This window comes from Mesorhizobium koreense, from assembly GCF_031656215.1.
Taxonomy (GTDB): Bacteria; Pseudomonadota; Alphaproteobacteria; order Rhizobiales; family Rhizobiaceae; genus Mesorhizobium_L; species Mesorhizobium_L koreense.
Genome location: NZ_CP134228.1, coordinates 3,061,380 through 3,086,855, shown reverse-complemented (window position 1 = coordinate 3,086,855; position 25,476 = coordinate 3,061,380). Strand labels below are relative to the sequence as shown.

The window sequence follows — 25,476 nt, the reverse complement described above, 5'->3', positions numbered from 1 at the left end:
CCTCTCCGCAAGAGAGAGGGCTGGACCTCAGACCAGCATGCTCATCGGGTTTTCGATGTACTTCCTGAACGCCTGAAGCAGCTCGGCACCAAGCGCGCCATCGACCGCCCGATGGTCGGTCGAGAGCGTCACCGACATCACGTTGGCGACAACGATCTCGCCCTTCTTCACGACCGCCCTTTCCTCGCCGGCACCCACGGCCATGATGGTCGCGTGCGGTGGGTTGATCACAGCGGCGAAATCCTTGACGCCGAACATGCCGAGGTTGGAGACGGCGGTGGTGCCGCCCTGGTATTCCTCCGGCTTGAGCTTGCGGTTCCTCGCCCGGCTCGCCAGATCCTTCATCTCGTTGGATATCACCGACAGCGATTTCTGATCGGCATGCCGTATTATCGGCGTGATGAGGCCTCCGGGGATGGAGACAGCCACCCCCACATCGGCGTGCTTGTGCATGACCATGTTCGCCTCGGTCCATGAGGCATTGGCATCCGGCACCGCCATCAGCGCCATCGCCATCGCCTTGATGATCATGTCGTTGACGGAAAGCTTGTAGACCGGCGCCTCGCCGTGGTCCGTCTTCTTCATCGGCGCCGCGGCGTTGATCTGGGCACGCAGTGCAAGCAGCGCGTCGATCTCGCAATCAACCGTCAGATAGAAATGCGGGATGGTGGTCTTCGCTTCGACCAGCCGGCGGGCGATGGTCTTGCGCATGTTGTCGTGCGAGACGAGTTCGTAGGAGCCTTCCTCGAAGAGCTTGAGCACGGCATCGTCCGAAATAGGCTTTGCGGCCGAGGCCGCCGGCGCGCCGGCAGGTGCCGCGGCCTTTGCTCCGCGATCGGCGATCGCCGCCTCGACATCGGCCTTTACGACGCGCCCATGCGGACCGGTCCCCTTTACCGCCGCGACGTCGACACCGGCATCCTTGGCGATGCGACGGGCAAGCGGGGAAGCGAAAACACGATCGCCAGCCGCATGGTCGTTCGCCACCGGGGCGGCTGCCGGGGCTTGCGGTTTTTCTGACTTGGCAGGCTCGGCCTTCGGAGCCTCTGCCTTCGCTGGTTCCTGCTTCGGCGCTTCGGCGGCTTTCGGTGTCTCGGCTTTCTTCTCGGGCGCGCCGCCAGCCTTGGCGGCTTCGGCCACGTCCTCGCCTTCTTCGGCAAGCACCGCGATCAGTGCATTGACCTTGACGCCCTCGGTGCCGGCCGGCACGACGATCTTCGCGACCTTGCCCTCATCAACGGCCTCTACTTCCATCGTGGCCTTATCGGTTTCAATCTCGGCGATGACATCGCCGGCCTTGACCTCGTCGCCTTCCTTGACGAGCCACTTGGCGAGGTTGCCCTCCTCCATAGTGGGTGAGAGGGCCGGCATGGTGATGTTGATCGGCATATCGGCGCCCTCCCCTCAGGCCTTGTAAGTGACGGCCTTGACCGCCTCGACCACTTCGGAAACGTTCGGCAGGGCCAGCTTTTCGAGGTTGGCGGCGTAAGGCATCGGCACGTCCTTGCCGGCGATGGTGATCACCGGCGCGTCGAGCCAGTCGAAGGCACGCTGAGACACCTGGTTGGCAATGAAATCGCCGACCGAGGATTGCGGGAAGCCTTCTTCCACCACGACGAGGCGGTTGGTCTTCTTCACTGAGGCGATCACCGTATCGAGGTCCATCGGACGGATGGTCCTGAGGTCGATGATCTCAGCGTCGATGCCCATCTCACGCAGTTCCGCCTCGGCCTTGACCGCGTAAGTCATGCCGATGCCGAAGGAGACGATGGTGACGTCCTTGCCTTCCTTGTGGATGCGCGCCTTGCCGATCGGCAGCACGAAATCGTCGAGCTTCGGCACGTCGAAGGAATGGCCGTAGAGGATCTCGTTCTCGAGGAAGATCACCGGGTTCGGATCGCGGATCGCCGCCTTCAAGAGCCCTTTGGCATCGGCAGCGGTGTAAGGCTGCACGACCTTCAGCCCAGGAATATGGCTATACCAGGCGGCGTAGTCCTGGCTGTGCTGGGCGGCGACGCGCGCTGCCGCACCGTTCGGCCCACGGAAGACGATCGGCGCGCCCATCTGGCCGCCTGACATATAGAGCGTCTTCGCCGCCGAATTGACGATCTGGTCGATCGCCTGCATGGCGAAGTTGAATGTCATGAACTCGACGATCGGCTTCAACCCGGCGAATGCGGCACCCACCCCGACGCCGGCGAAGCCGTGTTCGGTGATCGGCGTATCGACAACGCGCTTGGCGCCGAATTCCTGCAGCAGCCCCTGCGTGACCTTGTAGGCGCCTTGGTACTCGGCGACTTCCTCACCCATGACGAAAACGTCCGGATCGCGGCGCATCTCTTCCGCCATTGCGTCACGCAGCGCCTCGCGGACCGTCGTCTGCACCATTTCGGTACCGGCGGGAATATCCGGATCGGCGGCGGGTTTTGTCTCAGGCGCTGCGGGCGCAGCCGGCACCTTTTCGGCGGCCTCCTGCTTCGGCTGGCTTTCCGCCTTTGCGCTGTCTTCGGTGGGCTTTGCGGGGGCCGGCGCAGGCTCTTTCGCTTTGCCTATATCGCTCGTGCTTTCGCCTTCCTGCAAAAGCACGGCGATCGGCGCGTTGACCTTCACGCCCTCGGTGCCCTCCGGAACGAGTATTTTTCCGAGTGTGCCTTCGTCGACGGCTTCGACTTCCATAGTCGCCTTGTCGGTCTCGATTTCGGCGATGACATCACCGGCGGAAACCTTGTCCCCTTCCTTCTTCACCCATTTGGCGAGATTGCCCTCTTCCATGGTGGGCGAGAGGGCGGGCATCAGAATATCGATCGGCATATGCGTCCCTCTCCCTGATCAATGCACGATGTCGGTCCAGAGCTCGGAAGCGTCCGGCTCGGCGTCGCTTTGAGCAAAATCGGTCGCATCGGCGACGATGTCCCGCACCTTCTTGTCCATCGCTTTCAAATCGTCTTCGCTCGCCCACTTCTTGTCGGTGAGCCGCTTCTTCACCTGCTCGATCGGGTCGTGCTCGGAGCGCATCTTCTGCACTTCGTCCTTCGAGCGGTATTTCGCTGGGTCGGACATGGAGTGGCCGCGATAGCGATAGGTCTGCATTTCAAGGATGATCGGCCCCTCGCCCGAACGACACCATTCCGTCGCCATATCGGCGGCGGCCTTAACCGCCCGGACATCCATGCCGTCGACCTGGATGCCGGGTATCCTGAAAGACAGGCCGCGATGCGAGAAATCGGTCTCGGCCGAGGAACGGGACACGGCCGTGCCCATCGCATAGCGGTTGTTCTCGATCACATAAATGACCGGCAGCTTCCACAGCGAGGCCATGTTGAAGCTCTCATAGACCTGGCCCTGATTGGCCGCTCCGTCGCCGAAATAGACGACCGAAACGTTGTCGTTCCCGCGATAATGATTGGCGAAGGCCAGGCCCGTGCCGAGCGGCACTTGTGCGCCGACAATGCCATGGCCGCCATAAAAATTCTTCTCCTTGGAGAACATGTGCATGGAGCCGCCCTTGCCATGCGAATAACCACCACGGCGACCCGTGAGTTCGGCCATGACGCCACGCGGCTCCATGCCGGTGGCGAGCATATGGCCATGATCGCGGTAGCCGGTGATGATCTGGTCACCTTCCTTCAGCGCCATCTGCATGCCGGTGACAACCGCTTCCTGGCCGATATAGAGATGACAGAAACCGCCGATGAAACCCATACCGTAAAGCTGGCCGGCCTTCTCCTCGAAGCGCCGGATCAGAAGCATCGCATCATAGGCCGCCAGCTCCTGTTCCTTGGAAAACGCCGCCGGTGCCGGTGCCTTGGGTGGAGATTTAGGTTTATCGGATTTGGCGCGTTTAGGCGCCTTTCTGGCGGCAGTGGCCATACATCACTCCCCGTAAGAAATCTGCGAAAGAAAAGCGTCTTCCTATTGGGGAAAAGCTAGCACGCGGGAAACTGTTCCGCCATGCCCAAACGCGCATGGCAGTCATGCCTCTAACCTACTAGGAATATTCAGAATAACAGCAATTAACCAGAAACCGGTTAACTCTAGCGGACAGGCCTATATATCGTGACCTCGTCCTCGCGAGAGAGGTTCAGCGTACGCCTCGCCTGCTCGTCGAGCATGTCCTTCTCGATCGTACCATCATGCAGCAGTTGCACGCGCTGTTCAAGTTCCTCGCGTTCGGCCTTGATCCCGGCAAGCTGCTGTTTGAGCGCCGCCGCCTGCGCATCAAGCTGGTGGCTGTTATAGATGCCGAATTCGCCATGGAAGGCATGGAAGCCGAAATAGGCCAGGAACGCCACGGTGATCGCGGGGACGATCAGTGCGCCGGTCCGCCGCTTGCGATGCTGACGTGTCCACAGATTGCTTCGGCGAAACCACATATCGCGGGGAGATCCTATTTACTCCCCAATGTGACCGATCATGCTTAATGGCCGGTTACAAAACGAGCCTACCGGTCAATTCTTCGTGGTCTACCCGCGCGGTCGGAACGCGCTTTCGCCGGCATAATGCGCCTGGGTTCCAAGCTCTTCCTCGATACGAATGAGCTGGTTGTATTTGGCCAGTCGGTCCGAACGCGACATGGAGCCGGTCTTGATCTGTCCGCAATTGGTGGCAACGGCCAGGTCGGCGATGGTGGAATCCTCCGTCTCGCCGGAACGATGCGACATGACGCAGGTATAGGCGGCGCGCTGCGCCATGGACACAGCCTCCAGCGTCTCGGTCAGAGAGCCGATCTGGTTGACTTTGACGAGGATGGAATTGCACACGCCCATGCGGATGCCGTCGCGAAGCCGCTCGGTGTTGGTAACGAACAGATCGTCGCCGACAAGTTGCACCTTGCCGCCGAGCGCGTCGGTCAGAGCCTTCCAACCCTCCCAATCATCCTCGGCCATGCCGTCCTCGATGGTGACGATGGGATAATCGGAAACCAGTTTGGCGAGATACTTCACCTGTGCCTTGGCATCTCGGGTCTTCCTTTCGCCCGCATAGGCATATTTGCCTTCATGATAAAATTCGGTCGCTGCGCAATCGAGCCCGATCGCCACGTCGTCGCCGGCGCGGTAGCCGGCCTTCTCGATCGACTTCATGATAAAATCGAGCGCCGACTGGGCGTCCTTCAGGTTCGGCGCGAAGCCGCCTTCGTCGCCGACATTGGTATTGTGGCCGGCATCCTTCAGTCCTTTGCGCAACGTATGGAAGACCTCCGAACCGATGCGGACGGCCTCGCGCAGCGTCGGCGCGCCGACCGGCAGGATCATGAATTCCTGGAAATCGATCGGATTGTCGGCATGCGCGCCGCCATTGATGATGTTCATCATCGGCACCGGCAGGACATGCGCCGATGCGCCGCCGACATAGCGGTAGAGTGGCAGGCCCGCCGCCTCGGCCGCCGCCTTCGCGACGGCGAGCGACACGCCGAGAATGGCGTTGGCGCCGAGCCGGCCCTTGTTCGGCGTGCCGTCCAGTTCGATCATCGTGCGGTCGATATGGATCTGCTCTTCCGCCTCCATGCCACCGACGGCTTCGAATATCTCGCCGTTGACGGCCTCGACAGCGCGCAAGACGCCCTTGCCAAGATAGCGTTCGCCGCCGTCGCGCAATTCGACGGCCTCGTGCGCGCCGGTCGATGCGCCGGAAGGCACGGCCGCCCGCCCCATGGAACCGTCTTCGAGAACCACGTCGACCTCGACGGTCGGATTGCCGCGGCTGTCGAGGATTTCACGGCCCACGATGTCGACGATAGCGGTCATGGCTTGGTCCTGCTTGCGATGATTTCTGTCGAGCCCGTCTTAGCCGAAGCGCGGTGAAAGGCAATCGGTTCCGGTATTACGGATGACGTTTCAAACACGGTGTAGGCGCCGATCCCCGGGCTGGGAATGCAAAGATGGGAACGGCAGGACCTTGACCCTGGCTCATCAAAGCCCCGAGCCGTCACGGTTAGTCTGTCAGGACGAATGTCACCTTCATATTGACGCGATAAGCAGTGATGTGGCCGTCCTCGACCTCCACCTTCTGTTCCTGAATCCACGCACCCTTGACGTTTTTTAGTGTCTTGTTGGCGCGTTCGATTCCCTTTTCCAGCGCATCTTGGAAACTGACTTTGGACGAGGCGGTGATTTCGGTGACGCGGGCGACGGACATAGCTTCCTCCTGAGGTCAAGCGTTTGCCCCCTGTCGCAGCCTACAGTTGCCGGCAACCGGTCACAAGCCGTGACGATCAGGCCTTGGCAATCCGGTCGAGCGCTACAAGGCGCTCCAGAAGCGACGGCAAGTCCCTGAGCGGCACCATGTTCGGTCCGTCCGAAGGCGCATGATCGGGGTCCTGATGTGTTTCGATAAAGACGCCGGCAACACCCACCGCGACAGCGGCGCGCGCCAGCGTCCCCACGAAGCGGCGCTCGCCGCCGGTCGAGCCGCCCTGCCCGCCCGGCTGCTGCACCGAATGGGTGGCGTCGAAGATCACCGGCGTACCCATCTCGGCCATGATCGGCAGCGAGCGCATGTCGGACACCAAGGTGTTGTAGCCGAAGGATGCGCCGCGCTCGGTGACCAGTACATTGGCATTGCCGGAATCCGCGATCTTTGCGACCACGTTCTTCATGTCCCACGGCGCCAGGAACTGGCCTTTCTTCACATTGACGATCTTCCCGGTTCTCGCGGCGGCGATGAGCAGGTCGGTCTGGCGCGACAGGAAGGCCGGGATTTGCAGGATATCGGCATGCGGCGCGACAAGGCCGCATTGTTCCTCCGTATGGACATCGGTCAGGATGGGGAGACCGAATTCGCGGCGGAGATCGTCGAAGATCGGCATCGCCGCGTCGAGACCGGCGCCACGCGCGCCCGTCAGCGAAGTACGGTTCGCCTTGTCGTAGCTCGTCTTGTAGACGAGGCCTATGCCGAGCCGACCAGCGATCTCCTTCAGGGCGCCTGCCATGTCGAAGGCATGCTGCCGCGTTTCGAGCTGGCAGGGCCCGGCGATCAGTGAAAGCGGGCCGTCATTGGAAAAGCGAACGTCACCGGCGATGACTGTGTTGTTGGGTGCGGTCATTCTGCCTCGAACACTAATATTGCGCCCTGCCCCGGCGCGGAATGGACAACAAGCCCGCCGTCGCGCTTCTCATAGGTGATCCCGGCATTGCGCAACAGGGCTTCCGTTTCGTTCACTTCGCGCACGCCGAAGCGGATCGCGTGAAGACGCAAGCCCGGATCGGCCGGCAAGGAGATGCCGAACCGGTTCTCCATCGCCGCGCCTTCAATCAATTCGAGCATGGCGTTCGCCGTTTTGATCCGTGTCGCATCGCGATCTTCGTTGGTGGAAGCCACATTCGCCGCCGAGAGTATAAAATCCGCAAAATCGCGCCCATGCGGCGCAGCCAGAACGATGCCCTTTATTCGCGTCGCGCCATTGCGATGCGTTTGGAGAGCCGAGCGGTCGACCTCAGGCACCCGCACACGCTGGCAGGTGAAGAAGAAACAATCCGGCGCACGCCAGTCGCCCGCGAAGGCAAGCCGGAAGGAAGCCTTGTCCGTCTTGCCGGAGGCGTCGGTAAAGCCGCGCGAAAAATCGAGGATGTTTCCGCCTGAAAAGCCCGCCTCGACAAATCCAGCATGGTCAGCGGCGGCATCTTTCGTATCGAATACGAGAGCTGAAAATCCCTCTTCGCCCTGGCGATAGCGGTAGGCGAGATCGCGTGCGGTGAACATATTGCCTTGACGTGCCGCTTCCCGCTCGGCCCGGCCATCCGCCTGCGCCAGCGGCTCGAGGAACGTGCCGTCGGCGAGATAGACGCAGCAATTCGCGGTGCCAAAGGGGTGAGCGCCGTCAGGCGCCACGACGAAGCCGAGCGAGGTCAACCGGTCGCGCGCAGTACCGAGATCGGCGACAGTCAGGACGCAGTGGTCGACCGAGCGGGCCGGCGGAAACTTCGATGCGGACATCGCCGCCATGTGCCTGAAAAAGCCGGCCGGTTCAAGCGAGCGCCCCGCTCCTTTCAGGGCAATTGTCCACCGGCTTCACGCTCGGATCGCCCACATCCCCGTTTACTTTCCCTAAGGTCAGTCCTAGCCTCACCCATCGCTCGCTTGTTGGCAGATGTTCGAGGGGACATATGAAATGAGCATCCAAGGCGCTTCGCCCTCGCTTTACAACGAGGATCTTGCCCCCGCCACAACACGCAATTGGGGCCCCTTCTCCATCTTCAACGTCTGGACCTCGGACGTGCACAGTCTCTGGGGTTATTACCTCGCTGCCAGCCTGTTCCTGTTCTGCGGCGGTTTCGTCAATTTCATCATCGCGATAGGCATCGGATCGCTCATCATTTTCGCGCTGATGAGCATGATCGGCTATGCCGGCGTGAAAACCGGCGTGCCCTACCCCGTGCTCGCGCGCGCCTCCTTCGGCATCTGGGGCGCCAACGTACCGGCATTGGTGCGCGCGATCGTCGCCTGCTTCTGGTACGGGGCGCAAACCGCCGCTGCCTCTGGCGCCGTTGTAGCGCTGCTAACGCGCTGGCACGTCTTCGCCGACTTTCACCAGAACTCACATTTCCTTGGCCATTCCGGCCTCGACGTGATCTGTTTCCTTGTCATGTGGGGCCTGCAACTCCTCATCATCCAGCGCGGCATGGAGACCGTCCGCCGCTTCCAGGACTGGGCCGGCCCGGCGGTCTGGATCATGATGCTGATCCTGGCGATCTACCTTTGCATCAAGGCGGGCAGCTTTGCCGTCACAAGCGATATCCCCATGGATGCGCTGATCGAGAAGACGAAGGATGCCGGCATTCCCGGCGTACCGGGTTCGTTTGCGGCGCTCGCCGGCGTGGCTGCGATCTGGGTTACTTATTTCTCGGCGCTCTACCTGAACTTCTGCGACTTCGCCCGCTACGCGCCGGACAAGGCGGCGGTCCGGACCGGCAACATCTGGGGGCTGCCGGTCAACCTTATCCTCTTCTCGCTGGTCGCCGGCGTTACAACGATCGCGGCATGGGACGTCTATCATGAAGTGCTGATTCACCCGGACCACATCTCGGCGAAGTTCGACAATTGGTTCCTGGCTCTGCTCGCGGCGGTCACGTTCGCGGTGGCGACGCTCGGCATCAACGTGGTGGCGAATTTCGTCTCCCCGGCCTTCGATTTCGCCAACGTCTTTCCGCGCAAAATCAATTTCAAGAAGGGCGGCTATATAGCGGCGCTGATCGCGCTGGTGCTCTATCCCTTCTCTCCCTGGGACGGGAGCGCCGCCGGCTTCGTCGGGGTGATCGGCGCGACGATGGGGCCGATCTTCGGGGTCATGATGGTCGACTATTATCTGATCCGCAAAGGCGAACTCGACGTGGTCGGCCTCTACAAGGAGAATGGAGAATTCCGCTTCCAGGGCGGATGGCACGTCAATGCCTTCATCGCCGCGATCATCGGGGCCATCTTCGCGTCGATCCTGCCGAACTTCACCGACTGGATGCCGGCATGGTGGGGCGTTTACGGCTGGTTCTTCGGCGTTGCCATCTCCGGAATCATCTACTACGTGCTGCGCTCAGCCGCGGCAGGAGCCGGTGCGAAGGTCGCCCGCGCCTGATCTTACCGCCTCTCCGGAACACCTCCGGAGAGATGGTTCATGCCGCCTGGCCGTTCGTCCAAAGCTTTTCATGCCGCTACCGTTGCGTGCGTATGGAGCCATCGCCTAGTCTGTGGCAGGCGGTCCTTGCGGGCCAATGCCTCAGGAAACGGAGATCGGGGCGCTTTCTTGGGTTTGGTCTTTTCTTGTCTGGCGTCGTCATTCGGCAAAGCGCGATTTCTGCTCCTGGTCGTCCTTCTGGCGGGGTGCTCGGCCGCCGATACGCTGACGCTGCCGCCGCCCACCGACTTCGCGGCCTCCAAATACGCCGCGGTCGTCATCGACGCCAACACGGGCAAGATGCTTTACGGGGTTAGCTCCAACTCTATCCGCTACCCTGCGTCGCTCACCAAGATGATGACGCTTTACCTCCTGTTCGAGGCCATGGACCAGGGTCGCGTGACGCGCGCCACGATGATCCCGGTCTCGGCGCACGCAGCCTCGATGCCGCCGACCAAGCTGCACTTCAGGCCCGGCGAGACGATCGATGTCGATTCGGCGATCCGCGCGATGGTCACGAAATCGGCGAACGACGTGGCGGTCGCGGTCGGCGAATATCTCGGCGGCACGGAAGACGGCTTTGCCAATCTGATGAACCAGAAAGCCCGTCAACTCGGGATGATGGGCACTGTGTTCCAGAACGCCTCCGGGCTACCGGATTCGGGCCAGCACACGACCGCTTATGACATGGCGCGACTTGGGCTGGCGCTACGTCAGCGCTTTCCGCAATACTACTATTATTTCTCGATCGAGAGCTTTGCCTTCCGCGGCAAGCTGATCAAGGGGCACAATAAAGTGCTCGACACCGTCCCCGGCGCCGACGGCATCAAGACCGGCTATATCCGCGCCTCGGGCTTCAATATCGCGACGTCCGTCAGCAGGAACGGCCGCAGGCTGATTGTCGTGGTGATGGGTGGGAACACCGCCAAGGACCGCAATCAGCGTGTGGCGCAGCTGGTCGAGCGCTATCTGCCTGAAGCAAAGGCCATGTAAGCCAGACCGACTGCATGCCCTTCAGACGAGTCGGGACTGTTCCACCGCCGCATTGATGAAGCTGGCGAAGAGCGGATGTGGTTCGAAAGGCCGGCTCTTGAGTTCCGGATGGTATTGGACGCCGATGAACCAAGGATGATCGGCATATTCCACAGTTTCCGGAAGCACGCCGTCCGGCGACATGCCGGCGAAGATCAGCCCGCATTCCTCGAGCTTTGCCTTGTAATCGATGTTGACCTCGTAGCGGTGGCGATGGCGTTCAGAAATACGCGTATCGCCATAGATTTCCGCGATCTTGGAGTCTGCTGCCAGCTCGGCCGGATAGGCGCCTAGCCGCATCGTGCCGCCGAGATCGCCGGCCTCGCGCCGCTTCTCCAGCATGTTGCCCTTCAGCCACTCGGTCATCAGGCCGACGATAGGCTCCTTCGTCGGCCCGAATTCGCTTGAAGAAGCCTTCTCGACGCCCGCGAGCGAGCGAGCGGCCTCTATGCAGGCCATCTGCATGCCGAAGCAGATGCCAAAATACGGCACCTTTCGCTCACGCGCAAATTTGGCAGCGAGGATCTTGCCCTCGGAACCGCGCTCGCCGAAGCCGCCCGGCACCAGGATGCCATGCACCTTCTCCAGCCACGGCGAAGGGTCTTCCTTTTCGAATATCTCGCTTTCGATCCAGTCGAGCTTGACGTGTACGCGGTTGGCCATCCCACCATGGGCCAGCGCCTCGTTGAGCGACTTATAGGCGTCCTTCATCCCGGTATATTTGCCGACGATCGCGATCGTCACCTCGCCTTCAGGGTTATGAATGCGCTCGGAAATCTCCTGCCAGCGCTCCATACGCGGCTTCGGCGCCGGATCGATGCCGAAGGCGGCAAGCACTTCGCCGTCGAGCCCTTCCTTATGGTAGGCCATCGGCACATCGTAGATATGGCCGACATCGAGCGCCTGGATCACGGCCGATTCACGCACGTTGCAGAAGAGCGAAAGCTTGCGCCGCTCCTCGTTTGGAATGGGGCGGTCGGCACGCACCAGGAGGATGTCCGGGGCGATGCCGATTGAACGCAGTTCCTTGACTGAATGCTGGGTCGGCTTGGTCTTAAGCTCGCCGGCCGAGGGAATGTAGGGCATCAGCGTCAGGTGAACGTAGACCGCGTTGTTGCGCGGCAGGTCATTGCCGAGCTGGCGGATCGCCTCAAGGAAAGGCATCGCCTCGATGTCGCCGACCGTGCCGCCGATCTCGCAGATGACGAAATCGTAGTCCTCATTCCCCTCAACGATAAAATTCTTGATCTCGTCGGTGACGTGCGGAATGACCTGCACGGTGGCGCCGAGATAGTCGCCCCGCCGCTCCTTCTCGATAATGTTCTGATAGATGCGGCCGGTGGTGATGTTGTCCTGCTTGTTCGCCGAGCGCCCGGTGAAACGTTCGTAATGACCGAGATCGAGGTCGGTTTCGGCGCCGTCGTCGGTCACGAAGACCTCGCCATGCTGATAAGGCGACATCGTGCCGGGATCGACATTCAGATAGGGGTCGAGCTTCCGGATGCGCGCGCGATAGCCCCGTGCCTGCAAAAGGGCTCCAAGAGCCGCTGCCGCTATGCCTTTTCCAAGGGAGGAGACCACGCCGCCGGTGATGAATATGTATCGCGCCATGGGAGTCAGGGCTTAGCGCCGCAAATCTGATTCCGCCAGCAGAAAATTGCCGTCGTTTCCATTTCCACCTGCAACATGTGCGCCTGCCGAGTGCTCAAAAAGAAACGGCCGGCAGAAGCCGGCCGGCTGCTGGAGAAGCAGAATATCGAATCAGAGGACGACGACAGGCGTGCCGATCTTCACGCGTCGATAGAGATCCATGACCTGATCGTTGTACATACGGAAGCATCCGTTGGATGCCGAGGTGCCGATCGTCCAGGGCTGGACCGTCCCGTGAATGCGGATATGGGTGTCCCGCTTGCCTTGATAGACATACATTGCGCGCGCGCCGAGCGGGTTGGAGAGCCCGCCGGGCATGCCGTCCTTGTATTGGCCGTAATGCTTCGGCTCACGCTTCTGCATGTCCAGCGTCGGGATCCAGCGCGGCCATTCCTGCTTGTCGCCGACCGTGGCCTTGCCCTTGAACTGCAGCCCCTCGCGTCCGACCGCGATCGGATAACGCCGTGCCGTATTCGACGATTCCATCAGGTAGAGGAATTTCTGGCTGGTATCGATGATGATCGTGCCGCGCGGATAGCCGGAATAGGGAACGCTCTGCGGCTGGAATTCCGGCTTTACCTTGAACGGTTTCCGCTCTTCCTTCACCCGCAGCGCCGCATCGAGCTCGCGCGTCTCCGGAAGCAGTCGCGGTTTGTCGCCGCCGAAGATCGCTTCGAAGACGTTCGGCTGGATTTTCTGCTCGCTGCGCAGCTCACCGTTGTTTTCCAGCGGGCCGGCATCATTGGCCGCGGTATCGGCTTTCGCCGTATTTGTGGATTTCGCTACCTTTTTCCTGGACGCTTCGGCGCGCGTCTTCGTTTCTACCGAGGCGGTACGGCCGCTGTCGATCCTAACGAATCGCTCCGAAGCACTGGCAAAGGATGTTACGCCGAGAGCAAATAAAGCACCGGCACAAAACAGGGCGAACCCGTGAATGCGCATTTTGAGAAATCCTATTCCTTCAGCGGCATGGCCGTGACGGAATCAGCAGCATGCCCCGCCCCGCCCGGTTGCCTTAATTGCCATATAGCCGAGGTTGCGGAACCTGCTCAACAAAAACGCGTGAATGCGTGGAGGATTGGTTCCTGCCACAGCGAATATCGTCCGGACTGTTGTTGAATCACAACACCGTCACAACCGGGAATAGGCGATTTTGAAGAATCGGCCGCTGACAAAGCCGCGACCGAGAACTACTCGCCCGGAGGTCCTTACTGGTTGGGAACCTGCGGTTGAGCCGGCGTCTGGCCGGAGTTGCCGCCGGAGGCTGGAGCTTGACCGCTCGTTGGCTCATTACCGCCCGATGGAACCTGCGTCGTCGGAGCGGTGGTCGCGGGCGCGCCCGATGCCGGCGCATTATTGGTCGCCGGAGCGGTGGTCGAGCCATTGCCATTCGGAGCGGCCGGTTGCTGACCGGTGTTAGGCGCCGGCGTCTGGGAAGGCGTACCGCCGAGTTGGTCCAGGACGCCCTTCCCACCATTTGAGCCCTTGGCCGGCGCCCCGTTCGACGAAGCGGGCCGATCGAGGATATCGACGATGCTTCCCTGATAGCGCGCCATGATCGTCAGCCCGAGCGATGTCGCGAAGAAGATCGCGGCCAGGATCGCGGTGGTGCGCGTCAGGGCATTTGCAGCGCCGCGCGCCGTCATGAAACCGGAACCACCGCCTATGCCGAGGCCACCGCCCTCCGAACGCTGCACCAGCACGACCGCGACAAGCGCGATCACGACCATCAGGTGGATGACGACAATAACGGTTTCCATGCGAGATTCCGGGCAAACTGCGACAGGCCGACAGCACGCGCGGCCAGCGTTGGACGCGGCTCAATACACGCCTTTCGGCCTTATTCCAACCCCATATGGACGCGCGAACAGAAAATGCAACGCGGCGTTTTCACCGGCTTCGTCAAAGCGACCGATAGGCTTCGGCGATGCCGAGGAAATCGGCGGCCTTCAGACTGGCTCCGCCAACGAGTGCGCCGTCGACATTCTCAAGCCCGAGCAATTCGACCGCGTTGGCCGGTTTCACCGATCCGCCATAGAGGAGACGCATGCGTCCGGCCTCGCCATGCGCCTTTTTGGCGAGTTCGGCCCTCAGATGCGCATGCGCTTCGGCCACGTCCTTCGCGGTTGGCGTCAGGCCTGTGCCGATGGCCCAGACCGGCTCGTAGGCGATGACCGTATTATCCGCCAGCGCACCTTGGGGCACCGAGCCGGCAACTTGCCGCGAAAGCACGGCAAGCGTGTCGCCCTCGTCGCGCTGTTTCCGTGTCTCGCCAACGCAGATGACGGCCGTTAGCCCGGCACGCCAGGCAGCACGGGCCTTGTCGTGCACAATCTTGTCTGTTTCACCGTGATCGGCTCGACGCTCCGAATGGCCAACAATAACGAAGGAAGCGCCAGCATCCTTCAGCATCTCCGCCGATATGTCGCCGGTATGGGCGCCGTTTGCCTCGGCATGGCAATCTTCCCCACCGCTCGCGACAGGCGTGCCGCGCAGCACGTCGGATGCACGGGAAAGAAGCGTGGCCGGCACGCAGACAAGCGCGTCCGTTTCTGTATCCAACCCGTGTGCGAAACCGTCCGCGATCGACCGCAATTCATCGAGCGAGGTGCTGGTGCCGTTCATTTTCCAGTTGCCGGCGACGAGCGGGCGGATCGCTGGGGTCATGACGCTTCCTTTGAGAAATCGAACCGGTTAGGCCCTGTCGGCGAAGGGACGCCCCGGGCGCCGGCCACGGTCTCTACCAAATTTGCCCTACAAAGCAATCGACACCGGGGCGCAAGGGCGTTATTGCCGGACACGTGCCGCCGAAATAGGGCGCCAAAGCGCCGAAAACAGGATTGAACATGCTCAGTGCAATGAGAACCGCCGCCGGATCCTGGGTGGCCAAACTGTTCTTTATCGTTCTGGTAGCCAGCTTCGCGGTCTGGGGGATCGGAGGCCGTATCGAGGGCGAGTCCAGCAGCAATTCCGTTCTGACGGCGGGCGATACCAACGTGTCTCTCAACGAATACCGGCTCGCCTATGACCGCCAGCTTTCGACCTTGTCGCAGCAACTCGGTCAGCGCCTGACCCGCGAGCAGGCCACTGCGCTCGGCGTGGACCAACGGGTCCTGTCGCAACTCGTCGGCGGCGCGGTGCTGGACGAGCAGGCACGTCGGCTCGGCCTCGGCATCTCCACGGCCCGGATAGCAGACTTGACACGCCAGGATGCGGCTTTCCACGGTCCTGACGGCCAGTTCAACCGGCAGCAATTCGACTACGTGCTGCGCCAGGTCGGGATGGGCCCGGAAGAATATATGCAGAACCAGCAGCAGGCTGCCGTCCGCCGGCAGATCGTCGATGCGACGACCGAGGGCATGAAAGTGCCCGATACATTCCTCAAGGCGGTCGCGCTTTACCGCGGAGAGGACCGCACCGTCGAATACATCACCCTGCCCCAATCCCTTGTCGAGCCGATAGAAAACCCTTCGGACAGCACGCTGCAAGCCTGGTTCGACAAGAACAAGAAGAAATACGCCGCGCCCGAATACCGCAAGATCGCCTATGTCCGGCTTGAGCCGCAGGACATCGCCGACCCATCCTCGATCAGCGACGAGCAGGTCAAACAGGACTACGACGCGCATCTCAGCAATTACACCACGCCGGAGAAGCGGACGATTGAGCAGATCGTCTTCAAGGACGAAGCCGCCGCAAATGCCGGTCTTGCCTCGATCAAGGGGGGTGCCACCTTCGACGATGTCGCCAAGTCCCAGGGCAAGACCGATGCCGACACGAAGCTCGGAACGTTCGCGAAATCGGAAGTCCCGGAGCAGAAGATCGCCGACGCGGCGTTCGGCCTGAAAGTCGGCGAAGTGAGCCCCGTCGTGCAAGGCGCGTTCGGTCCGGTGCTTCTGCGCGTGACCTCGATCACGCCTGAGGTGGTAAAGCCGCTCTCGGCCGTCAGCGACCAGATCCGCAAGGATCTTGCGCTGGGTGAAGCCAACCGCGATCTCCTGGATGTTCACGACAAATGGGAAGACGCGCGGGCGGGCGGGGCGACGATGAAGGAGGCTGCGGACAAACTCAGGCTCAAGGTCGTCACCGTCGACGCGATCGACCGCGAGGGGCGCGCGCCGGACGGTTCGGTGGTCAAGGACCTGCCGGAGTCGGAACAACTGATCAAGGACGCCTTCGACAGCGACAAGGGCATCGAGAACGATCCGATCACGACCAAGAACGACGGCTTCGTCTATTACGAGGTCCAGGACATAAAGCCGGCGCACGACCGGACGCTCGATGAGATGCACGATAAGGTCCTGGCCGACTGGAAGGCCGAGGAAGCGACCTCCCGGCTTGGCGCCAAGGCGACCGAGATGGAGAAGAAGGTCAAAGCCGGAACCTCCCTCGATGAGATCGCAACGGAACTGAAGCTCGAAAAAGAGACAAAGCGCGGCGTCAAGCGCGACTCCAACGATGCCGATCTCGGCCAGAACGGCGTCGCCGCCGTCTTCGGCGTGGGGCAAGGAGGGATCGGCCTGTTTTCAGGACTCGACGACAAGTCTCAGGTTCTCTTCAAGGTCACGGAGGTCTTCGAACCGGCCGGCGCCGGCGCTGATTCGGTTGATGAGCAAGCCCGCAAGACGTTTGCATCCGGCATGGCCAACGATCTGCTCGACCAGTTGGTGAGCAAGCTGCAGGCGGAATACGGCGTCACCGTGGATCGGCAGGCGATCCAGCGTGCGATGGCGTTCTGAGTGCCAAGCGGGGTGAAATGAGCGATTTCAAGGCGCATATCGCCAAGGTTGCCGGTGGCGCACCCCTGACATTCGAGGAAGCGCGCGCGGCATTCGATATCGTCATGTCCGGCGAAGCGACACCGAGCCAGATCGGTGGTTTTCTAATGGCGTTGCGCGTGCGCGGCGAGACGGTGGAGGAGATTTCCGGCGCCGTCGCGACGATGCGCGCCAAGATGCTGACGGTCGAGGCACCTGCCGATGCGATCGATATCGTCGGCACCGGCGGCGACGCCTCGGGCTCCTACAACGTCTCGACCGCCGCCGCCTTTGTAGCGGCGGGTGCCGGCATTCCGGTAGCCAAGCATGGCAACCGAGCGCTCTCCTCCCGCTCGGGCGCGGCCGACACGCTCGCCGCACTTGGCGTCAACATAGAGGCGACCCCGAAGCAGATATCTACCTGCATTCGCGAAGCCGGCGTCGGTTTCATGTTCGCCCCGTCGCATCATTCGGCGATGCGCCATGTGGGTCCCACGCGCGTCGAACTCGGCACGCGTACTATCTTCAACCTGCTCGGCCCTCTTTCCAACCCGGCTGGCGTCAAGCGCCAGTTGGTTGGCGTTTTCTCGCCCGAATGGGTGGAACCGCTTGCCCATGTGCTGAAGGGCCTGGGTACGGAAGCCGCATGGGTCGTCCATGGGGACGGCCTCGACGAACTGACCACCGCCGGGCCGACCAAGGTCGCTGAATTGCGGGACGGCGAAGTCCGCAGTTTCGAGATTGTGCCCGAAGATATCGGGTTGACGCGGGTCGAACCGGCCGACCTCAAAGGCGGCGACGCGGTGCGAAACGCCGAAGCGCTTCGCGCCGTACTCGATGGTGTCAAGGGCCCCTATCGTGATATCGTGTTGCTCAACGCCGGCGCGGCGATCCTCGTAGCAGGCAAGGCCGGCTCTCTTCGGGATGGCATCGCGGTCGCGGCAGCGGCGATCGACGGCGGCAAGGCGCGCGCAGCGCTGACCAAGCTCGCGGAAGTCTCCAATCGGCCGGACTGAGCGCAATGGCTGACATATTGAGAAAGATCGAAGCCTATAAGCGCGAGGAGATCGCCGCCGCCAAGGCGGCCGTCCCGTTTTCCGAGATTGCGGCCCGCGCCAAAGCGCAGGATCGGCCGCGCGGTTTCGGCGCGGCACTTCGGGCAAAGCGGAAGGCAGGCGCGTTCGCCCTGATCGCCGAGATCAAGAAGGCAAGCCCTTCGAAGGGGTTGATCCGCGCGGATTTCGACCCCCCTGCCCTTGCCCGCGCCTATGAGGAAGGCGGCGCTGCCTGCCTTTCCGTATTGACCGACAAGCCGTCCTTTCAGGGCGCGCCCGAATATCTGGCCGCCGCACGCAAGGCGACCGCATTGCCGGCGTTGCGTAAGGATTTCCTATTCGACCCCTACCAGGCCCATGAGGCGCGAGCCTGGGGCGCCGACGCCATCCTCGTCATCATGGCGAGCGTTTCCGACGACGTTGCGCGCTCGCTCGAGGACACCGCGTTCGAACTCGGCATGGACGCGCTGATCGAAGTCCATGACGAAACGGAGATGGAACGGGCGCTGAAACTCAGTTCGCCCCTGATCGGCATCAACAACCGCAACCTCCGAACGTTCGAGGTCAGTCTCGATACATCGCGCCGGCTGGCGAAGATGGCGCCGTCGGATCGGCTGTTGGTCGGTGAAAGCGGCATCTTCACGCATGAAGACTGCCTCGATCTCGAGCGAAGCGGCATTGGCACGTTCCTCGTCGGCGAAAGCCTGATGCGACAGGCCGACGTTGCGGCGGCCACGCGTGCACTGCTCGCCGGCGAAAGGCTCGCGCGCAGCGCGGCGGAATGAGCGCCATGACCTCGACGCTGACACATCTGGATTCTTCAGGCGAGGCCAACATGGTCGATGTCGGCGCCAAGGCCGAAACGGAGCGTCTGGCGGTCGCCGAGGGCACGGTGACCATGCGGCCGGAGACCTTAAGGCTCATCCTCGCCGGAGATGCAAAAAAGGGCGACGTGATTGGAACCGCGCGGATCGCGGGCATCATGGCGGCGAAGCGCACGCATGAGTTAATTCCGCTATGCCATCCGCTGCTTCTGACCAAGGTCTCCGTCGATATCAGGCCGGATAATGCGCTGCCGGGGCTTCGAGTTACCGCAACGGCGCGCGTCACCGGCAAGACCGGCGTTGAGATGGAGGCGCTGACGGCAGCGTCGGTTGCCTGTCTCACCATCTACGACATGGCCAAGGCCATCGACCGCGGCATGGTGCTGGGTGGCATCCGCCTGATCGAAAAGAGCGGCGGCAAGTCAGGTGACTATAGGGCTGAGGGCGCATGAACACCGGCGACCTGCTGCCTGTCGACAGTGCGCTGGAGCTTCTTCTCGCCGGCGCTGCGCCGCTTGCCAAGGAGAACGTGCCGATCGGAGAAGCCGCCGGCCGGGTGCTCACCGAACCGCTCGCGGCGCTGCGCACGCAGCCCCCCTTCAACGCCTCGGCGATGGATGGCTACGCGGTCCGCACCGAGGACATTGCCGCCCTCCCCGCGCGTCTCAAGATCATCGGCGCCGCGCAAGCCGGCAAGCGCTATCCAGGCACGGTCGGCAAGGGTGAAACCGTGCGCATCTTCACCGGTGCGCCGGTACCAGACGGCGCCGACGCGGTCCTGCTGCAGGAAGACGCCCGCATCGTCAGCGAAGGCCTCGTCGAGGCTCTGGAAAGCGTGGCGCGGGGACGGCATATCCGCCGTGCGGGCCTCGATTTCGCCGAAGGTGAGCCGCTCCTTCCTGCCGGCCGCGTGCTCGACCCCGCCGCGCTTTCGCTTGCGGCCGCCGCGAATCATGCGGAGGTTCCCGTGGTGCGGCGGCCGCTGGTTGCGATTGCCGCGACCGGAGACGAGTTGCTGCTGCCCGGCAGCCACCCCGGCCCGGACCAGATCATCGCCTCGAACGGCTATGGCGTCGCCGCGATCGCGCGCGATGCCGGCGCCGAAATCCTCGATCTCGGCATTGTGCCCGACGACCGCAAACTCATCGCCGCGGCGCTCCGCCGCGCGCTGGCCGCGGGCGCCCATATACTGGTCACGCTCGGCGGCGCTTCCGTCGGCGATCACGACCTCGTGCGCGAGGTGCTGACGGCTGAAGGCATGACGCTCGATTTCTGGAAGATCGCCATGCGCCCCGGCAAGCCGTTGATGTCCGGGCGTATCGGGCAAACGCGCGTGCTCGGCCTGCCCGGCAACCCGGTATCGAGCATGGTCGGCAGCCATCTTTTCCTAGTGCCACTGATCGCGCGGCTTGCAGGACGGACGCATCGTCCCGACGTCCGCGAGGCCCGACTCGCCGAGGCCATGCCCGAAAACGACCGCCGGCGGGACTATGTGCGCGCAGCGGCGGAGGAGACGTCGGAGGGCTTGCTCGCCGCGCCTTTCGGCATACAGGACTCTTCCATGTTGAGGACCCTTGCCGCCGCCAACTGCCTCATCATCCGCGAGCCACACGCGCCCGCCGCGGCGGCCGGCGATCCGTGCCGGGTACTTTTCATCCGCTGAAGGCAACCAAAGCCGATTTTCACCGTGGTTCATTGAAATTTAAACGGTTGCGGAACACAACTGGAACAGATAGTGTTTGTTCTGGTTTTGTTTACTACGCTGATTCTCGGGGAAATCGCGATGCTCACGCGCAAACAACACGAACTCCTGATGTTCATCCACGAAAGGCTGAAGGAGACCGGCATTCCTCCGTCCTTCGACGAGATGAAGGACGCGCTCGACCTCGCTTCGAAATCCGGTATCCATCGCCTCATCACGGCACTTGAGGAACGCGGGTTCATCCGGCGACTACCGAACAGGGCGCGCGCGCTCGAAGTGCTGCGCCTGCCTGATTCCATTGCGCCGGGCCTCAATGCCAGCCGCCGGTTCTCGCCGAGCGTGATCGAAGGCAGTCTTGGCCGCAAACAGCCGGAGAAGTCGCGCGTTCCCGCCGCGAGCAATGACGATGCGGCTGGTGTTTCCGTCCCCGTCATGGGGCGCATCGCCGCCGGTGTGCCTATCGATGCCATACAGCACCAGACCCATTCGATCGCAGTGCCGCCGGAGATGCTTTCCGGCGGCGATCACTATGCGCTCGAGGTCAAAGGCGATTCCATGATCGAGGCCGGAATCCTGGACGGCGACACGGTCATCATCCGCAACGCCAACACGGCCAACCCGGGCGAGATCATCGTGGCGCTGGTGGACGACGAGGAAGCCACCCTCAAGCGCTTCCGGCGCAAAGGTGCGTCCATCGCGCTCGAAGCAGCCAACCCAGCATACGAGACACGCATCTTCGGTCCGGACCGGATCAAGGTGCAGGGCAAACTGGTCGGGCTGATCCGCCGCTATTGAGTGGACGCGGCATGAGTGAGGCTACTCTCATGCGGTTGCCTATCCCGGTATGGCGGATTTTTGTGTGACCCTTTTTCGCTACGTTGCCGGCGCTGATAAGGTGGCAGGCCGCGTGCTGCGCGTGAATAGGTTCTCTCGGCATGCCATGGGCGGTAATGCTTTTCGATCGAGTATTCCACGGTCGGCTGGAAGCCCTTTGCAGTCTCTTCGAACGTAACGACAGCAGCGCCGTAACGTGCCAGGTCACGCTTGGTGATGATGACCGGGCCAGAGGCGATGCAGGGATCGTTCGCAGTCGCGTCGTCGATGACGATCAGGCTGGCGATTGCGCAGACGTTGCCGGCCGCTTTCTCCGTGGCTGCGTGGGCGATCACCACCCCTTTCGCATTCCACGCGACGCAAAGCGTTTTGGTGCAGGCAAACGGCACCTCCGGCGCGGCTTTAGGTATGGCAGACGCGGTGGTCGCGCCCGGCTTTACGATGGCTGTCGCCATCATGGCGCGTGCCCAGTCTTCCATTGTGAAGCCGTTCGGACGCTTGCGGTTGACCGTCACGCGACCGTCTGAAAGCTTCAGCGCAACAAGGCTCGCGTCTTCCGAGACGAAGAGTTCCGGCGCCGGTCGCCGCGCAATGAGCGCGATACCAATGGCGATCAGCGGCAGCGCCGCAATCCGGAACCATGTCGTTGCAAGGGTCAGGATCACGAGCGCCATCGTTAGGAAGACAACCGCGGAACCCGGCAAAATACCGATCGCGTCGAAGGGTGAATGTTTCGACAGCGCGACCGCGATCTCGGTGAACAGGCCGATGCCCTTGCCCATGATGGCGAAGGCCGCCCCGTCGAGGCCGAACGGCATCAGCACGAGACCGAGTACCAGGAACGGCATGACGATGGCCGAGATAATCGGCATGGTGGCGAGGTTGGCAACGAGGCCGAGCGGTGAGACGCGCTGGAAATGCCATGCCGCGAAGAGAGCCGTGGCCGTTCCCGCGACAAGCGAGGTCGCGGCGAGACCGACGAAGTGCCGCACCGTCGCACTGCCACCCCGCCAGAGATACGACGCCGATTGCGGAGGGGGCGCCCGCCTCTGCCCGCGCTGGCGCCATTCACCCCAGGCGGCGTAAGCACTGATCAGCGCGGCCGTCGCGGCGAACGACATCTGGAAACTCGGTCCGACGATCTCATGCGGGGCGCTCACCACCACGGCGAGCGCGGCGAGCGCGAAATTGCGCATGCTGATCGCGGCCCGGTCGAACAGCACCGCTACCAGCATGATCGCAAGCATGATGAAGCTCCGCTCCGTGGCGACGCCCGCCCCGGATATCAGGAGGTAGAAAGCGATCGCCGCGAGCGCGACGGCGGCCGCGTATTTCTTCGTTGGATGACGCGAGGAAAAGCTTGGGAACAACGCAAAGCCGAGCCGCATGAACACGATGACGATGCCTGCGGCCAGCGCCATATGCAGACCGGAAATCGACAGCACATGCGCCAGCCCGGTGATGCGGAGCGCTTCGTTGATGTCGTCGGGAATGCCGGACTCGATGCCCGCGACCAGTGCAGCACCGATTTCACCATTCGGCCCGGGTACGGCGGCCCGTACCCTGTCGGCAAGCGCATTGCGCAGGCGGGCGATGCCCGCGGCGGTACGCTCATAGAGCGTTGGTGGAGCAGCAAGTGAAATGCTCTTGGGATTGGTCAGGAAAAAGCCGCTCGCGCCGAGCCCGTCAAAATAACTCCTGAAGGAAAAATCGTAGCTAGAGGGCCTGAGCGGTCCGCTGGGCGGGAACAGATGCACGACGCCTTCGACGCCCGAACCCGGTTGCATGCCCGGCGGGATGGTACGGGCGCTGGCGCGTATACGGTCGGGTGCATAGCGCAAATGCGGACGCGAGGTGGAAACAAGGTCGATCGTCAGACGTACACGGCCGCTCGCCTGATGCTCGACCGTCACGACGCGGCCAACGATCCGAGTGGTGATGTCGGTTCCGAGCATCTTCGTTGCGGCACGCCACGTCTCGAACTTGCCGGCAAGCGCCCCGGCAACCACCAAGAGCGCGGCGAGCAGCACAATACGGAGCAGGAATTTCGACCGCGCGAGAAAATAGGCAGCCGACAAGGCAACAACGCCTGAAAGAAGCGGGGCGAAAGGCGGCTCCCAGGAAATATGGAAATAGGCGAGAGCTCCCACCGACAGGCACACCGGCACGAACAGGAACAGGGTGCCGCGCTCCCATTCGGTGATCGCCGCCTCACGGATGGAGGTCCGGAGGCGCGCGAAAGCCGCCCTCGCGCCGGCATATCCGTATCGATGCGGCTCCGCGCCGGTTGTTTCGCGCGTTCTTCCTGGAGGCGGTTCTCCACCGGCCGGAGCTTCCCGGTCGAATGGCATCGGACGATCGAGAAGGCGCGCGTCGAACTGCGACCGCTCGTCGCCGATCTCTTTCGCGTTGTCGTCCCCCATACGCCTTCCCCGCGCCGAAAGGCTTGCGCCCCGGCCCGCCTATGCTACATCAACGCCAGCCAAACGCCACCGCGCGCGCTCCCACCGATTTTCCGGTCCCGGCGCCGCCTCCCCGGAAATGCCATGCCACCCGTCGTCACACGCTTTGCCCCCTCGCCTACCGGATTCCTGCATATTGGCGGGGCACGGACGGCGCTGTTCAACTGGCTCTATTCCGAGCATACCGGCGGCAAGATGCTGCTCAGGATCGAGGATACCGATCGCGAGCGCTCAACCGAAGCCGCCACCGCCGCCATCATCGACGGCCTTACCTGGCTCGGGCTGACCTGGGATGGAGAACCGATCTCGCAATATGCCCGTGCCACGCGCCACCGCGAGGTGGCCGAGGAACTGGTGCGCATGGGCAAGGCCTATTATTGCTATGCCACGCCCGCCGAGCTGGAGGAAATGCGCGAGAAAGCGCGCGCCGAGGGCCGGCCGCCCCGCTATGACGGGCGCTGGCGCGACCGCGACCCGTCCGAGGCGCCAGCCGGCGCCAAGGGTGCGATCCGCATTAAGGCGCCAACGGAGGGCGAGACGATCGTCCACGACCGCGTCCAGGGCGAGGTACGCTTTCCTAACAAGGATCTCGACGATTTCATCATCCTGCGTTCCGACGGCAATCCGACCTATATGCACGCGGTAGTCGTCGACGATCACGACATGGGCGTGACCCACATCATCCGGGGCGATGACCACCTGACCAATGGAGCGCGCCAGACAATCATCTATGACGCGATGGGCTGGCCGGTGCCGGTCATGGCGCACATCCCGCTCATCCACGGCGCCGACGGCGCCAAGCTCTCCAAACGGCACGGCGCGCTCGGTGTTGATGCCTATCGGGCCATGGGCTATCTGCCGGCCGCGCTGCGGAACTATCTGGCTCGCCTTGGCTGGAGCCATGGTGACGACGAGATCATGTCGACGGAGGACATGGTCCGCTGGTTCGAGATCGAGGATGTCAATAAAGGCGCGGCGCGCTTCGACTTTCAGAAGCTGGAAGCGCTCAACGCCACCCATATGCGCCGCATGGAAGATGCCGCGCTGTTCGATGCTTTGATCACGTCCCTGCCCTATCTGCCGAACGGCGCGGATTTCGCCGCAAAACTGGACGAGGCGGCCAAGGCACGCCTGCTTCGCGCCATGCCCGGCCTGAAGGAACGGGCGCGAACGCTGATCGAACTCACCGACAGCGCCGCTTTCCTCGTCGCCGAACGGCCTTTGCAACTTGACGAAAAAGCGGCCGCGATCCTCGACGAGGACAGCAGGTCGATGCTGCGCCACTTGCTGCCGGAATTTCAGAAAGTGGGCGACTGGAGTGCCGCAAGCACGGAAGCAGTTGTCCGAACCTTTGCTGAAACGAATGGTCTCAAGCTTGGCAAGGTGGCACAGCCGCTCCGCGCCGCGCTGACCGGCAAGAGCACGTCACCCGGCGTTTTCGACGTGCTGGATGTGCTCGGGCGCGACGAAAGTCTGATGCGAATAGAAGATCAAATCGGTTAGTCCGAAGTTCAAGGAAATTCACATTGAAATCAGGCTTTTGCGGTGCAACATTGCGG

The 25,476-nt window shown here is 62.5% G+C and carries 22 protein-coding genes; 9 read left to right on the top strand and 13 right to left on the bottom strand.

All coding sequences use genetic code 11. The features are described from left to right. Positions 1-27 precede the first annotated feature (27 nt). The 8 genes from RBH77_RS14675 to RBH77_RS14640 form a co-directional block, all read right to left on the bottom strand. The gene (locus tag RBH77_RS14675; protein WP_311028336.1) at positions 28-1,389 is read right to left on the bottom strand and encodes a pyruvate dehydrogenase complex dihydrolipoamide acetyltransferase; all 1,362 of its coding nucleotides are present in this window, start codon (positions 1,387-1,389) and stop codon (positions 28-30) included. Between the two features lie 15 nt (positions 1,390-1,404). After that, positions 1,405-2,811: a pyruvate dehydrogenase complex E1 component subunit beta gene (locus RBH77_RS14670; protein WP_311028335.1), complete on the bottom strand. Its 1,407-nt coding sequence runs from the start codon at positions 2,809-2,811 to the stop codon at positions 1,405-1,407. A gap of 18 nt (positions 2,812-2,829) precedes the next feature. Beyond that, positions 2,830-3,870, bottom strand: a complete 1,041-nt coding sequence (gene pdhA / locus RBH77_RS14665; protein ID WP_311028334.1) for a pyruvate dehydrogenase (acetyl-transferring) E1 component subunit alpha — start codon at positions 3,868-3,870, stop codon at positions 2,830-2,832. Between the two features lie 164 nt (positions 3,871-4,034). Beyond that, complete coding sequence (locus RBH77_RS14660) at positions 4,035-4,352, bottom strand: FtsB family cell division protein (RefSeq protein WP_311032555.1); 318 nt, start codon at positions 4,350-4,352, stop codon at positions 4,035-4,037. A 111-nt stretch (positions 4,353-4,463) separates the two neighbouring features. Then, positions 4,464-5,744, bottom strand: a complete 1,281-nt coding sequence (gene eno, locus RBH77_RS14655; RefSeq protein WP_311028333.1) for a phosphopyruvate hydratase — start codon at positions 5,742-5,744, stop codon at positions 4,464-4,466. 187 nt (positions 5,745-5,931) lie between these two features. Continuing rightward, positions 5,932-6,135, bottom strand: a complete 204-nt coding sequence (locus RBH77_RS14650) for a dodecin family protein (protein WP_311028332.1) — start codon at positions 6,133-6,135, stop codon at positions 5,932-5,934. 76 nt (positions 6,136-6,211) lie between these two features. Beyond that, positions 6,212-7,042, bottom strand: a complete 831-nt coding sequence (kdsA, locus tag RBH77_RS14645; RefSeq protein WP_311028331.1) for a 3-deoxy-8-phosphooctulonate synthase — start codon at positions 7,040-7,042, stop codon at positions 6,212-6,214. Then, positions 7,039-7,932 (bottom strand): VOC family protein, encoded by an 894-nt coding sequence (locus RBH77_RS14640; RefSeq protein WP_311028330.1) that lies wholly within the window; start codon positions 7,930-7,932, stop codon positions 7,039-7,041. The genes kdsA and RBH77_RS14640 overlap by 4 nt, the downstream gene beginning before the upstream one ends. Positions 7,933-8,107: 175 nt before the next feature. On the opposite strand from RBH77_RS14640, the gene RBH77_RS14635 reads away from it, so the two are divergent. Both RBH77_RS14635 and RBH77_RS14630 read left to right on the top strand, forming a co-directional pair. Beyond that, the gene (locus RBH77_RS14635; RefSeq protein WP_311028329.1) at positions 8,108-9,565 is read left to right on the top strand and encodes an NCS1 family nucleobase:cation symporter-1; all 1,458 of its coding nucleotides are present in this window, start codon (positions 8,108-8,110) and stop codon (positions 9,563-9,565) included. A gap of 168 nt (positions 9,566-9,733) precedes the next feature. Continuing rightward, the gene (locus tag RBH77_RS14630) at positions 9,734-10,597 is read left to right on the top strand and encodes a D-alanyl-D-alanine carboxypeptidase family protein (RefSeq protein WP_311028328.1); all 864 of its coding nucleotides are present in this window, start codon (positions 9,734-9,736) and stop codon (positions 10,595-10,597) included. 21 nt (positions 10,598-10,618) lie between these two features. On the opposite strand, the gene pyrG is transcribed toward RBH77_RS14630, so the two are convergent. The 4 genes from pyrG to tpiA all read right to left on the bottom strand — a co-directional run bounded on the left by pyrG (position 10,619) and on the right by tpiA (position 14,953). After that, positions 10,619-12,247, bottom strand: coding sequence for a CTP synthase (pyrG, locus tag RBH77_RS14625; RefSeq protein WP_311028327.1), 1,629 nt, complete (start codon positions 12,245-12,247; stop codon positions 10,619-10,621). A gap of 150 nt (positions 12,248-12,397) precedes the next feature. Beyond that, positions 12,398-13,228: a L,D-transpeptidase gene (locus RBH77_RS14620; protein WP_371832782.1), complete on the bottom strand. Its 831-nt coding sequence runs from the start codon at positions 13,226-13,228 to the stop codon at positions 12,398-12,400. 266 nt (positions 13,229-13,494) lie between these two features. Continuing rightward, positions 13,495-14,046 carry a preprotein translocase subunit SecG gene (gene secG / locus RBH77_RS14615; protein WP_311028326.1) on the bottom strand — a complete coding sequence of 184 codons (552 nt, stop codon included), beginning with the start codon at positions 14,044-14,046 and terminating at the stop codon, positions 13,495-13,497. A 142-nt stretch (positions 14,047-14,188) separates the two neighbouring features. Next, complete coding sequence (tpiA, locus tag RBH77_RS14610) at positions 14,189-14,953, bottom strand: triose-phosphate isomerase (RefSeq protein WP_311028325.1); 765 nt, start codon at positions 14,951-14,953, stop codon at positions 14,189-14,191. A gap of 179 nt (positions 14,954-15,132) precedes the next feature. Between tpiA and RBH77_RS14605 the strand changes: the two genes are divergently transcribed. The 6 genes from RBH77_RS14605 (at position 15,133) to lexA (ending at position 21,416) form a co-directional block, all read left to right on the top strand. Next, positions 15,133-17,022: a SurA N-terminal domain-containing protein gene (locus tag RBH77_RS14605; protein ID WP_311028324.1), complete on the top strand. Its 1,890-nt coding sequence runs from the start codon at positions 15,133-15,135 to the stop codon at positions 17,020-17,022. Positions 17,023-17,039: 17 nt separating this feature from the next. Further along, positions 17,040-18,056 (top strand): anthranilate phosphoribosyltransferase, encoded by a 1,017-nt coding sequence (trpD, locus tag RBH77_RS14600; RefSeq protein WP_311028323.1) that lies wholly within the window; start codon positions 17,040-17,042, stop codon positions 18,054-18,056. 5 nt (positions 18,057-18,061) lie between these two features. After that, positions 18,062-18,880 carry an indole-3-glycerol phosphate synthase TrpC gene (gene trpC / locus RBH77_RS14595; protein ID WP_311028322.1) on the top strand — a complete coding sequence of 273 codons (819 nt, stop codon included), beginning with the start codon at positions 18,062-18,064 and terminating at the stop codon, positions 18,878-18,880. Between the two features lie 5 nt (positions 18,881-18,885). Further along, complete coding sequence (moaC, locus tag RBH77_RS14590) at positions 18,886-19,371, top strand: cyclic pyranopterin monophosphate synthase MoaC (protein WP_311032554.1); 486 nt, start codon at positions 18,886-18,888, stop codon at positions 19,369-19,371. After that, entirely contained in the window at positions 19,368-20,582 is a 1,215-nt protein-coding gene (locus RBH77_RS14585; RefSeq protein WP_311028321.1) for a molybdopterin molybdotransferase MoeA, read from the top strand. The genes moaC and RBH77_RS14585 overlap by 4 nt, the downstream gene beginning before the upstream one ends. 120 nt (positions 20,583-20,702) lie before the next feature. After that, positions 20,703-21,416: a transcriptional repressor LexA gene (lexA, locus tag RBH77_RS14580; RefSeq protein WP_311028320.1), complete on the top strand. Its 714-nt coding sequence runs from the start codon at positions 20,703-20,705 to the stop codon at positions 21,414-21,416. Here lexA and RBH77_RS14575 read toward each other — a convergent pair. Further along, positions 21,410-23,878 carry a ComEC/Rec2 family competence protein gene (locus tag RBH77_RS14575; RefSeq protein ID WP_311028319.1) on the bottom strand — a complete coding sequence of 823 codons (2,469 nt, stop codon included), beginning with the start codon at positions 23,876-23,878 and terminating at the stop codon, positions 21,410-21,412. The genes lexA and RBH77_RS14575 overlap by 7 nt on opposite strands. Before the next feature lie 123 nt (positions 23,879-24,001). Here RBH77_RS14575 and gltX point away from each other — a divergent pair, with 123 nt between their 5' ends. Further along, positions 24,002-25,420 (top strand): glutamate--tRNA ligase, encoded by a 1,419-nt coding sequence (gltX, locus tag RBH77_RS14570; protein ID WP_311028318.1) that lies wholly within the window; start codon positions 24,002-24,004, stop codon positions 25,418-25,420. Positions 25,421-25,476: the final 56 nt, after the last annotated feature.

Coding starts and splice junctions, on each gene's coding strand:
- RBH77_RS14675 (WP_311028336.1), bottom strand. CDS start 1,389: ATGCCGATCAACATCACCATGCCGGCCCTCTCACCCACTATGGAGGAG.
- RBH77_RS14670 (WP_311028335.1), bottom strand. CDS start 2,811: ATGCCGATCGATATTCTGATGCCCGCCCTCTCGCCCACCATGGAAGAG.
- pdhA (WP_311028334.1), bottom strand. CDS start 3,870: ATGGCCACTGCCGCCAGAAAGGCGCCTAAACGCGCCAAATCCGATAAA.
- eno (WP_311028333.1), bottom strand. CDS start 5,744: ATGACCGCTATCGTCGACATCGTGGGCCGTGAAATCCTCGACAGCCGC.
- RBH77_RS14650 (WP_311028332.1), bottom strand. CDS start 6,135: ATGTCCGTCGCCCGCGTCACCGAAATCACCGCCTCGTCCAAAGTCAGT.
- kdsA (WP_311028331.1), bottom strand. CDS start 7,042: ATGACCGCACCCAACAACACAGTCATCGCCGGTGACGTTCGCTTTTCC.
- RBH77_RS14640 (WP_311028330.1), bottom strand. CDS start 7,932: ATGTCCGCATCGAAGTTTCCGCCGGCCCGCTCGGTCGACCACTGCGTC.
- RBH77_RS14635 (WP_311028329.1), top strand. CDS start 8,108: ATGAGCATCCAAGGCGCTTCGCCCTCGCTTTACAACGAGGATCTTGCC.
- pyrG (WP_311028327.1), bottom strand. CDS start 12,247: ATGGCGCGATACATATTCATCACCGGCGGCGTGGTCTCCTCCCTTGGA.
- RBH77_RS14620 (WP_371832782.1), bottom strand. CDS start 13,228: ATGCGCATTCACGGGTTCGCCCTGTTTTGTGCCGGTGCTTTATTTGCT.
- secG (WP_311028326.1), bottom strand. CDS start 14,046: ATGGAAACCGTTATTGTCGTCATCCACCTGATGGTCGTGATCGCGCTT.
- tpiA (WP_311028325.1), bottom strand. CDS start 14,953: ATGACCCCAGCGATCCGCCCGCTCGTCGCCGGCAACTGGAAAATGAAC.
- RBH77_RS14605 (WP_311028324.1), top strand. CDS start 15,133: ATGCTCAGTGCAATGAGAACCGCCGCCGGATCCTGGGTGGCCAAACTG.
- trpD (WP_311028323.1), top strand. CDS start 17,040: ATGAGCGATTTCAAGGCGCATATCGCCAAGGTTGCCGGTGGCGCACCC.
- trpC (WP_311028322.1), top strand. CDS start 18,062: ATGGCTGACATATTGAGAAAGATCGAAGCCTATAAGCGCGAGGAGATC.
- moaC (WP_311032554.1), top strand. CDS start 18,886: ATGACCTCGACGCTGACACATCTGGATTCTTCAGGCGAGGCCAACATG.
- RBH77_RS14585 (WP_311028321.1), top strand. CDS start 19,368: ATGAACACCGGCGACCTGCTGCCTGTCGACAGTGCGCTGGAGCTTCTT.
- lexA (WP_311028320.1), top strand. CDS start 20,703: ATGCTCACGCGCAAACAACACGAACTCCTGATGTTCATCCACGAAAGG.
- RBH77_RS14575 (WP_311028319.1), bottom strand. CDS start 23,878: ATGGGGGACGACAACGCGAAAGAGATCGGCGACGAGCGGTCGCAGTTC.
- gltX (WP_311028318.1), top strand. CDS start 24,002: ATGCCACCCGTCGTCACACGCTTTGCCCCCTCGCCTACCGGATTCCTG.